A 7,181-nucleotide genomic window follows, 5' to 3' on the forward strand; every position below is an offset into this window, starting at 1 on the left:
GCTGGCTCAGCGTCGGGTTGGTGCGTATCAGGTAGCGGCTGTCGCTGGCGGTATCCGCCACGAACAGCCCGTTCTGGCTGGTGGGCAGCGGGTAGTCGGTCAGCGACGGACCGGACAGCGGCGTCAGCCCCTGGGTCAGCGCCGCCTGCAGTTGGCCGAACGGCAGGGCCGACAGCGGTGTCAGGCTGGCTCCGGCCACCGGCACGCCGGCGGCGGCGCTCAGCCCGGAGCCGATACCCACCGGGGTCAGCGGACTGCCGGAAGACGTGGGGGTATCGCGGGTGACCGCACCGTAACCGGCATTCAGGCTGCCCGCCTGCCCGGCCAGCGCCACGCTGCCGGCGCCGCCCAGGGCGGTAGTCGTGACGTTACCGGCCGCCCCGCCCAGCCCGCGGTCGGCCTGTGCCCCCACCGGGGTCAGCGCAGTTACGCCACTGAGTGTGGGTGTGGCAATCGACGGGATAAAGCCGCCGCTGCCCGGCTGTAAATTGGTGTTGCTGATATTCTGCGAGAAATTAGCGGTTATCGCGCCGCCGGCCTGGATGGTGGCGGCGTAGGTTTGGCCAGGGGTGGATATGATTTGTCTGTCTTTTAATAAATATCGAACAGTATCACTGTCATACCGATCTCTATTAATGAAACTTATTCCATACTCCCTGAGATAATCAAAATAATCTACATTATTATCCCATCGATAATTGCCTTTAATTACATTTTGAAGCCATTCGATAGGAGCCATGCCTAAAACATTTAAGTCATATTCGCTTGATTTATACTCATACACCAGATTTTCTGACAAAGAGCCAGAATGATAAGAACTATTTCTCAGCATTCCTCCGGAAAGATAAATATTCCCTTTTGAAGAAATCACAGAGGCATCATTAATTAATGATGCGGCGGTAACATTTATGTCTCCAGCGGAAGAAATAACCCCTTGAGCATTAGTTGAATTTACAGTGACATTCTTGGATGAGGTACTGAATGTTAACGTTAATAACTCTTCCCTAACTGGGAACGGTAGGTGATGTATATCCTCAAGATCCGATCCACCTTCTCTATTTGGATATGAGTTGGCTTCATAAGCTGCAAGCTCACCATCTTTAAACCAATCAACAGGAATATAAATCGTCGTTCCACCGACCCAGCCCGGCATGTCCGCCGCCGTACTGCTGCTCTCAGTAACAGTCAAGCCTTCCCGCTGGTTGGTCAGCGTGCCGGTATTGATGCGGATATCCCCCCGCTGCGTCTCGATGGTGCCCGAACTGTTCAGCACGCTGCTGCTGGCATTGCCTGCCGCGTCACGCTGTATCCACAGGCTGTTCCCCGCCAGGATGTTCCCGTACCGGTTCACCAGCGCGGCCGACAGCAACTGCAGATTGCCGCCGCCGTACAGCAGGCTGCTGTTGTCTATCAGCCCCCCCGCCTGCACCAGCAGGTCGCCCGCCGTGCCGATAAATCCCCGGTTGGTGATATCGCCGCTCGCCAGCAGACTCAGCGGCCCGCCGCCCTGGATAGTGCCGCTCTCGGTCTGGCTGATGGCCGCCGCCGACAGCGTGCTGTTGCCACTGCCCGCCACGATGCGGCCCTGCTGCGTCAGCGTGCCGGTGCTGCTCACCGTCACCCCGTTCCCCTGCAGCGTCCCCCCCTGCACCAGGTCGCCCGTCACGTTCAGCGTCAGCTGTCCCCCCGCCGCCAGCGTGCGCGTCAGGGTGAACGGGTTGCCGAGGTCCGCCCGCAGGTCGCCCAGCGCCGCCAGCTGACCGTTCTGCGTCAGCTGCCCGGTACGCAGCTGCAGCCCGCCCGCGCTGTACAGCCGCGCCCCGTCCGCGTTGGTCAGGCTCGCCGCCTGCAGCGCCAGCCGCGTCAGCCCCAGCAGCGTGCCCCGGTTCTCCAGCGCCCCGTCGGTGGTGATGTCCAACAGTCCCGCCTGCACCGTCCCGCGGTTGGTCCACTGCGGCAGGTGCAGCGTCAGCCCGTTCTGCGCCTGCAGCGTGCCGCCGTTGTCCAGCTGCGCGGTGCTCAGCAGCAGCTCCGCGCCCTGCGCCCAGCCCGCGTTGTTCAGCTGCGCGGCGGTCAGCGTCAGCGTCCCGCCCGACAGCAGCTGCCCGCCGCCCAGGTTGTCCAGCACGCCGCCACTCTGTACCGTCAGCCCGCCCCCCTGTATCTGCCCGGCATTGCTGACCGACGCCCCGCTCAGCGACACCGCCCCGCCGAGCAGCGTCGCCCCGGCGGTGTTCTCCAGCTGGTTGTCCACCGTGACGTTCAGCTGCCCGGCGCCGCTGATGCCGCCCTGATTGCGCAGGCGGGCCGCCCGCAGCGTCACGTCCTGCGCCTGCATCTGCCCGGCGTTGTCCAGCGTCGCCGCCGTCAGGCTGAACGCCCCGTTGCCCAGCAGCCGGCTGTCCGCCCCGCCCTGATAGGCGCCGGTGAGCTGTATCGCGCCGTCGGTGACCCCCAGCAGCGTACCCTGATTGTCCAGCGTCGCCGCCTCCAGCGTCAGCCGGTCCGACTGCCACAGCCCCTGATTGAGCAGCGTGCCGGTGGTCAGGCGGCCGCGGCCGCCGCTCAGTAACTGGCTGCCGGCCCGGTTGGTGACACCGTCACCGTATTGCGCGGTAAAGCCGCCCAGCGCGGTCAGCGTGCCGCCGTTGTCGAACTGTTGGCCGCGCAGCGTCGCCTCGCCCTGGGTGGTCAGTTGCCCGGTATTGGTCAGGCTGGCGGCGTCAAGAGACAGGCCGTTCAGGCCCGTCAGCGTGCCGCCGTTGGTCAGCGTGGTGCCGGTAACATTCAGCGCCCCCGCCTGCCACACCCCGGCGTTGTCGGCGTTATCGATGGCCAGCGCCGCCGTGCCGCCGCTCAGCAGCTGACTGCCGGCCCCGCCGGTATAGCGCGACACCCCGCTCAGCGTCAGCGCCGACGTGCCCTGCACCCGGCCGGCGTTGTCCACCGTCCCCGCCTGCAGCGTCAGCGCGTCCCCCTGTATCTGCCCGGCGTTGTCCAGCGCCGCCGCCGTCACGGTGGCGGTACCGTTGCCCAGCAGCGCGCCATCGGCGGTGTTGCTCAGCTGCCCCCGGCTGGTCACCTCCAGCTGCGACAGCCCCACCAGCCGCCCGCCGTTGGTCAGCGTGTCGGCCGTCACCGTTACCCGGCCGTTGCCCAGCACCCGGCTGCCCGCCCCACCGTTGTAGCCCTGCGTCAGGGTCAGCGTGGCGTCGTTCGCCGCCAGCAGCGTGCCGCCGTTGGTGAGCGAATCCGCCGTCAGCAGCAGGTTACGCCCCTGCCAGCCCCCCAGGCTGGTCACCGCGCCGGCCTGCACCTGCCAGTCGCCGTTGCTCAGCAGCCGGCCCGGTTCGCCCACCGTCAGCGCACCGGTCAGGTTCAGCACGCCGCCCTGCTCCGCCAGCAGCGTGCCGCCATTGCTCAGTTGGTTGCCGACCAGTTGCAGGGTGCGGCTTTCCAGTCGGCCGCCGTTGGTGGTGTCGCCGGCCGTCAGCCACAGCGTACCGCCGCTCGACAGTGTGCCCTGGTTGTCCAGCCGGCGACCGGTTAGCCGGCTGTCGCCGCCGCTGACCAGCGTGCCGGTGTTGCTCAGGCTGCCCGCCGGCAGGCTGACCGCCTGCACATCCTGCGCCAGCTGCCGCACCGCCCGCCGCGGGGTGCGCCGCGGGTCGTCGTCCCCGACCGGCAGCGTGATATGCAGCCCGCCGTCGCCGGCGATACGCCCGCCGTTGCGCAGGCTGTCCGCCGTCAGCAGCAGGCTGCCGGCCTGCCACTCGCCGTCGTTCTCCGCCGCCGCCGCGCGCAGCACCGCCGCCCCCTGCGTCAGCAGTGTGCCGGTGGCGGTGTTGGTCAGCGCGCCGCGGGCCGTCAGCGTCAGCGCCGACAGGCCGAGCAGTTGGCCGGCGTTGCGGACCGTATCCGCCGTGGCGGCAATCGCGTCGGACTGCCAGCGGCCCTGATTGTCCAGCGCGCCCGCCGTCAGCCGGCCCGCGCCATTGCTCAGCCACTGGCCGTCCGCCTGATTGCGCGCCGTGCCGGTAATCGCCAGCGTCAGCGCGTCCACCCCCAGCAGGGTGCCGCTGTTGTCAAGCTGGTCTGCCGTCACGCTCAGCGTCTGCCCTTCCAGCCGCCCGCGGTTGCTCAGCGTGCCGGGCAGGGTCACCGTCAGTGCCTCCACCCCGGTGACGGTGCCGCTGTTGGTCAGTGGCCCGCCTTCAAGCGTGACGCGACCGCCGCTCAGCGTGCCCCGGTTGTTAATCTGCTGCCCGGTGACCGCTATCGTCTTGCCCTGCCAGTTGCCGCCGTCGTTGGTGAGGGTGGTTCCGCGCAGGCGCAGCGCCGCGCCGCTGGTCAGGCTGCCCGCCCCGTCGTAATTGCCACTCAGCGTCAGCGCCCCCTGTGAGGCCAGTTGCCCGGCGTTGTGCAGCGCACGGCCATCCACCGTCAGCGCCCCGCGCACCGATACCCCGCCGCTGTTGGTCAGTTGGCCCAGCGTCAGCCGGGTGTCGCCGTTGGCGGCAAGCGTGCCGCTGTTGGTCAGCCCGTCCAGCATCGCCGTCAGCGTGCCGTCGCTCTGTATCTGCCCGCCGTTACGCAGGCTGGCCGCCGTCAGCAGCAGGCTGCCGGACTGCCACCCGCCGTCGTTCTCCACCGTGGCGGCGTTCAGTACCGCCGCCCCCTGCGTCAGCAGCCGACCGGTGCCGCTGTTGGTCAGCGCGCCGGTTGTCGTCAGCGTCAGCGCCGACAGGCCGAGCAGCTGGCCGGCGTTGCGCACGCTGTCCGCCGTGGCGTCAATCGCGCCGGACTGCCACTGGCCCTGGTTGTCCAGCGCGCCCGCCGTCAGCCGGCTGAGCCCGCTGCTCAGCCACTGGCCGTCCGCCCGGTTGCGCGCCGTGCCGGTAATCGCCAGCGTCAGCGCGTCCACCCCCAGCAGGGTGCCGCTGTTGTCAAGCTGGTCTGCCGTCACGCTCAGCGTCTGCCCTTCCAGCCGCCCGCGGTTGGTCAGCGTGCCGGGCAGGGTCACCGTCAGTGCCTCCACCCCGGTGACGGTGCCGCTGTTGGTCAGTGGCCCGCCTTCAAGGGTGACGCGACCGCCGCTCAGCGTGCCCCGGTTGTCCATCTGCTGACCGGTGACCGCTATCGTCTTGCCCTGCCAGTTGCCGCCGTCGTTGGTGAGGGTGTTGCCACGCAGGCTCAGTGCGCCCTCACTGCTCAGGCTGCCCGCGCCGTCGTAATTGCCGCTCAGCGTCAGCGCCCCCTGTGAGGCCAGTTGCCCGCCGTTGTACAGCTCACGGCCATCCACCGTCAGCGCCCCGCGCACCGACAGCCCGCCACTGTTGGTCAGCTGGCCCAGCGTCAGCCGGGTGTCGCCGTTGGCCGCCAACGTGCCGCTGTTGGTCAGCCCGTCCAGCGTCGCCGTCAGCGTGCCGTCCAGGCTTACTGCCCCGCTGTTGCGCCACTGCCCGGCGCTCAGCGACAGCCCCTGCGCCGTCAGCTGGCCGGCCGTGTCCATGTCGCCCGTTGAGAGCGTCATCCCGCCGCCGGACAGCAGCGACCCGCCGTTGTCCACCCGTGTCGCCTGCACCGCCAGCCCCGCGTCCGCCGACAGTGTGCCCCGGTTGCTCAGTTGCCCCGCCTGTAACCTGACCTGCCGCCCGCTCACCGTGCCCCGGTTGTCCAGCACCGGCGTCGTCAGCCCCACCGTCCCGCCCGCCACTGTGCCCCGGTTGCTCAGCGACCCCGCGTTCACCGTCAGCCCGCCGCCCGCCAGCAGGGTGCCGTCCCACTGCACCTCTCCCGCCCCGTCCAGCGTCAGGTCCCCCGTCGCCTGCCACCGCCCCGCGCCGCTCAGCTGCGTACCGCGCAATGCCACCGTCTGCGCCCCCGCGTCACCGTCCAGCGTCAGCGCTCCGCCGCTCACCGTCAGCGCGCCGCCCGCCTGCCAGCCGCCGCCCGCCGCCTGACTCACCGCCCCCGTACTGTTCAGGCTCACCCGGTCGCCCGCCAGCTGCGACTGCCCCAGCGCCAGTGACGACCCGCTCAGCGTCAGACCGTACCCCGGCTGCACCGCCCCGTCGTCACTCACCCCGGCGCTCAGCCGTCCGCCGTCCGCCGTTATCCGCCCGTCGCTCGCCAGCGTCAGCTCCCGGCCCGCCCGCGTCTGACTCCCCGTCAGCGTGATGCCCTGCGTCCCGCCCAGCGCGATGCTGCCCTGTGCCTGCTGTTGGTCCTGCAGCGCCAGGGTCACGCCCTGCGCCGTCAGGTCGCCCTGCGCTATCGCACTGCCCACCTGCAGCCGCCCGTTCGCCGACAGCCGGATGTCACCCTGCCGTGCACTCAGCCCGGCCGTGTTCACCCCCACCCCCTGCTCCGTCGACACCAGACTGATGCGGTGGGCGTACATGCCCCCTAGCGACCCGGTGTCCAGCGCCAGCACCGGCAACGCCCCGTCCGCCCCCTGCGCCGTCACGCTGCCGTCCGTCCCTACCCGGTTCGTGCCCAGCACCACCTGCACGTCCCGCGCAGTCAGCCCCGCCTGCAGGCTCGCCGTGCGCGCTATCAGCGCAAAGTAGTCGCTCCCGCTCGCGTCCAGCCCCGCCCCGTCTATCCGGATGTCACCGCCGCGCACCGCCAGCCCGCTCAGCCCCCCCGCCGCGTCAAACTGCGGGGTGCCCGTGGTCAGGGTGATTCGCGGGGTGTTGAGAAAGCCGCACCCGCTGCAGGTGATGCCGTACGGGTTCGCCACCACCACGTTCGCCGCCTGACCGGCCACCTCCAGGTAGCCTGACAGCTGGCTGCGGTTCGGCGACACCACTTCGTTGAGGATGGCCGCGGCCGCGCGGCCGTTCAGGTTGGGGTTGTTCTGCAGCAGCCCGCCCAGCTGGCTTGGATTGAGCTGGGCGGTGCCGTTGTTGAGGATGAGTCCGCGGTTATCCACGTTGAAGTCGTGATAGCGGTTGTGCGACAGCCCCGCCGCGTTCGGGGGGGCGATGTTCACCACCGGCACCCCGTTGCCCGCCGCGTCCAGCGTCGTGCTCCCCGATGCCACCGTCACCCCCGCCGCCAGCGTCGGCAGCACCGGCTGCAGCCCCGTCAGCCACACCAGCACCCACACCATCACCCGCTGCGACGTCTATATCGGTGCGCGTCAGCGACCCGCGCCCCCGGCCGTCCTTCGCCGC

1 protein-coding gene is annotated in these 7,181 nt (G+C 69.2%); it reads right to left on the reverse strand.

The annotated features are described in order from the left end of the window. Positions 1-7,117 (reverse strand): two-partner secretion domain-containing protein (locus OB87_RS19095; RefSeq protein WP_033570956.1); only part of this gene is annotated, 7,117 nt, incomplete at its 3' end. Positions 7,118-7,181: the final 64 nt, after the last annotated feature.

The sequence above is a fragment of the Dickeya undicola genome, assembly GCF_000784735.1.
In the GTDB taxonomy this organism is placed as follows: Bacteria; Pseudomonadota; Gammaproteobacteria; order Enterobacterales; family Enterobacteriaceae; genus Dickeya; species Dickeya undicola.